2 protein-coding genes and 1 tRNA gene are annotated in these 3,721 nt (G+C 43.3%); all 3 read left to right on the top strand.

The features are described 5' to 3' along the window. The first annotated feature begins 207 nt into the window (after positions 1-207). Positions 208-2,064 (top strand): RNA polymerase sigma factor RpoD, encoded by a 1,857-nt coding sequence (gene rpoD / locus B9J84_RS09685; RefSeq protein ID WP_013857727.1) that lies wholly within the window; start codon positions 208-210, stop codon positions 2,062-2,064. Positions 2,065-2,207: 143 nt separating this feature from the next. Continuing rightward, a tRNA-Ile gene (locus B9J84_RS09680) sits at positions 2,208-2,283 on the top strand. Between the two features lie 165 nt (positions 2,284-2,448). Then, a complete protein-coding gene (locus B9J84_RS09675; RefSeq protein WP_094124032.1) occupies positions 2,449-3,687 on the top strand; it encodes an integrase domain-containing protein in 1,239 nt (412 codons plus the stop codon). Positions 3,688-3,721 lie beyond the last annotated feature (34 nt).

The raw sequence follows: 3,721 nt of genomic DNA, 5'->3' as shown, positions 1-3,721 counted from the left end.
ATGCATCGAAAAGCAAATTGAAAACCTGCAGGCAAAAGAAAGAAGCGTCGGTTTATCAGCCGAAGAGAGACGGGAGCTTCAAGACTTAATGAAAGACTTGAAAGCGTAACCCAGTTTAAATAGTCAGCAATGAATAAATTTGTTAGTATATGTGGTTTGCATTTCGCATACTAATTCCTTCACCAGATATGAAGTTGGATACCGTCTATGGATCAAAATCCGCAGTCACAGCTAAAACTACTTGTCATTAAAGGCAAAGAGCAAGGCTATCTGACCTACGCCGAAGTAAATGACCACCTACCAGCAGAAATCGTAGATTCCGAGCAGGTAGAAGATATCATTCAGATGATCAATGACATGGGCATTAAGGTGGTAGAAACTGCCCCTGATGCCGATGATCTTGCTCTAAATGATGACAACGCAATCACCGATGAGGATGCTGCCGAAGCTGCAGCCGCTGCATTATCCAGTGTAGAAAGCGAAATTGGTCGTACTACCGACCCTGTGCGCATGTATATGCGCGAAATGGGTACCGTAGAACTGCTGACTCGCGAAGGTGAAATTGATATCGCTAAGCGTATTGAAGATGGTATTAACCAAGTTCAACGCGCAGTGGCTGAATATCCAGGCACCATTCCATACATCTTAGAGCAATTTGACAAAGTTCTTGCTGAAGAACTTCGTTTAACAGACCTGATCTCAGGTTTTGTTGATCCTGACTCAGATGCAACGAACGCCCCAACAGCGACCCATATCGGTTCAGAGCTTGCTAGCGCTGACCTTGCTGATGAAGACGACCTCGATGATGACGACGATGACGACAGCGAAGATACTGACTCTGAAGAAGATGCAGGAATCGACCCTGAGCTTGCGCTAGAAAAATTCACCGAACTACGCAACAAGTATCAAAATCTTCAACTCGCGAAAAATGAGCATGGCTATGACAGCAATAAAGCCGCCCAAGCCACCGAGTTGATGTTGGATATTTTCCGTGAATTCCGACTCACGCCAAAGCAATTTGACTACCTAGTCAACAAGCTTCGCACCTCTATGGATCGCGTTCGTACTCAAGAACGTCTGATCATGAGAGCTGCGGTCGAATACGGTAAAATGCCTAAGAAATCATTCATTGCCTTATTCACTGGCAATGAATCAAGCGATGCATGGTTAGATGAAGTACTCGCTTCAGAAAAACCTTATGCAGAAAAAATCAGACAGCAAGAAGAAGACATTCGTCGTTCAATTCATAAATTGAAAATGATCGAAGAAGAAACGTCTTTGAATGTACAAAACATTAAAGACATCAGCCGTCGCATGTCTATCGGTGAAGCGAAAGCTCGTCGAGCGAAAAAAGAGATGGTTGAAGCAAACTTGCGTCTGGTTATTTCTATCGCGAAGAAATACACCAACCGTGGCCTGCAGTTCTTGGATCTTATCCAAGAAGGTAATATCGGCCTGATGAAAGCGGTAGATAAGTTTGAATACCGCCGTGGTTATAAGTTCTCAACTTACGCCACTTGGTGGATTCGCCAAGCTATCACACGTTCAATTGCAGACCAAGCACGTACTATTCGTATTCCAGTACACATGATCGAAACGATCAACAAACTGAATCGAATCTCACGTCAGATGCTGCAAGAGATGGGCCGTGAGCCTCTGCCAGAAGAATTGGCAGAACGCATGCAAATGCCAGAAGATAAAATTCGTAAAGTACTGAAAATTGCTAAAGAGCCAATCTCTATGGAGACACCTATCGGTGACGACGAAGATTCGCATCTTGGTGACTTTATCGAGGATACAACCCTTGAACTACCACTTGATTCTGCTACGGCCACCAGCCTAAGAGCAGCGACTCGTGACGTTCTTGCTGGCCTAACCCCTCGTGAAGCGAAAGTACTGCGTATGCGTTTCGGTATTGATATGAATACAGACCATACGCTAGAAGAAGTTGGTAAGCAGTTTGACGTAACGCGTGAGCGTATCCGCCAAATTGAAGCGAAAGCACTGCGTAAACTGCGTCACCCAAGCCGCTCTGAAACATTGCGCAGCTTCCTAGACGAGTAATCGCAACCTATCCAATCTAAAAGGTGAGCACAAGCTCACCTTTTTTGTATCTCATAGTTTAAGTGGATAAAAACTAAGCGCATTTACCCTATTTTGCGGGTAGACACTCATAACTCCATCCCCTATAATCACACACCTAATTTGGCCCCTTAGCTCAGTGGTTAGAGCAGTCGACTCATAATCGATTGGTCCCCAGTTCAAGTCTGGGAGGGGCCACCACTTTCTCTTCTACATATGTCTACCAACGTCTATCTACCCCAGTAAAATCAATACTTAGCAAGCAATCTTTGTCTATAGCAGTCTATGCTCATCTTGTAACATCCGCGTTTTGATGTACCATCGAATGTACCAACGGCTAAATATCGACTATTTTGGTGGTACATCATGGCAAAAAGAGTAGTCCCTTTAACTAACACCCAAGTTAAACAAGCTAAAGAATCCGACAAAGAATACACTCTCTCTGATGGTGATGGCCTTCAATTGCGTGTTAAAACGAATGGCACAAAGTTATGGATTCTGAAATACACTCATCCAATAACCAAAAAAAGAAACAACATAAGCTTTGGTAGTTTTCCTGATGTCTCTCTTGCCGAGGCAAGGAAAAGACGTTCTGAAGCAAAAACTCTTTTAGCTCTCAATATCGATCCAAAACAGCATAAAGATGAACAGCTTTTAAAAGAAAGAGCAGAGCTTGAAAATACCTTTGGTAAATTTTCTGATAGATGGTTGGCACTCAAGAGAGAGAGCGTAAAACCAGAAACAGCAGATAAAGCTTATCGTGCTCTTGAGAAACATATCCTACCTAAACTTGGGAATGTCCCCATCCAAGACATCAAACCCAGAACGGTACTCAGTATTCTTGAGCCAGTAAAAGCACAAGGAACTCTAGAAACAGTTAAAAGACTATGTCGTATAATCAACGAGGTTATGCGTCTTGCTGTAGCGTCAGGTGACATTGAAGTAAACTACTTAGCAGACATCACCAAGCTCTTTCCGGCCCCTAAACGCCAGCATATGGTAACTATCGAACCAGAAAGACTACCAGAGTTGATGCAAGCTATAGCTGGTGCAAACATTACACTATCTACTCGTTGCTTGCTTGAGTGGCAGCTACACACGATGACAAGGCCAATTGAAAGCGCTACAGCACGTTGGCAGGACATCGATTTTGAAAATAAAGTGTGGGTTGTTCCTGAGGAAAGAATGAAGATGAAGCGTCCCCATACAATCCCTCTCACAGAGCAGACTTTGGCACTTTTAGAAATAATGAAGCCAATCAGTGGTCATAGAGAATTCATTTTCCCAAGTAACAAAAATCCCAAAAGCCATGTAAATAGTCAGAGCGCTAATATGGCACTAAAAAGAATGGGGTTTGAAGGACAGTTGGTTTCTCATGGGCTAAGGGCATTAGCAAGTACCACTCTCAACGAACAAGGATTCAATCCTGACGTTATTGAAGCAGCGTTAGCTCATGTTGATAAGAATGAAGTTAGGAAAGCTTATAATCGAGCAGAGTATCTTGAGCAACGCAGAAAGCTTATGTGCTGGTGGAGCGATCATATAACCGTTTCTGCTGAGGGGAATGTATCGCTAACAGGAAGAAAAGGATTGAAGTTAGCATGATACTAAAGTTAATGCATAACCTGCTAGCTCTAGT

The sequence above is a fragment of the Vibrio sp. V03_P4A6T147 genome (assembly GCF_002241085.1).
GTDB classification, from domain to species: Bacteria; Pseudomonadota; Gammaproteobacteria; order Enterobacterales; family Vibrionaceae; genus Vibrio; species Vibrio anguillarum.
The sequence above is the reverse complement of the archived record's forward strand: the minus strand, read 5'-3'. Positions and strand labels throughout refer to the sequence as shown.

Excerpts from the sequence above, each read along its gene's own strand:
- B9J84_RS09675 (WP_094124032.1), top strand. The coding sequence starts at position 2,449 with ATGGCAAAAAGAGTAGTCCCTTTAACTAACACCCAAGTTAAACAAGCT.
- rpoD (WP_013857727.1), top strand. The coding sequence starts at position 208 with ATGGATCAAAATCCGCAGTCACAGCTAAAACTACTTGTCATTAAAGGC.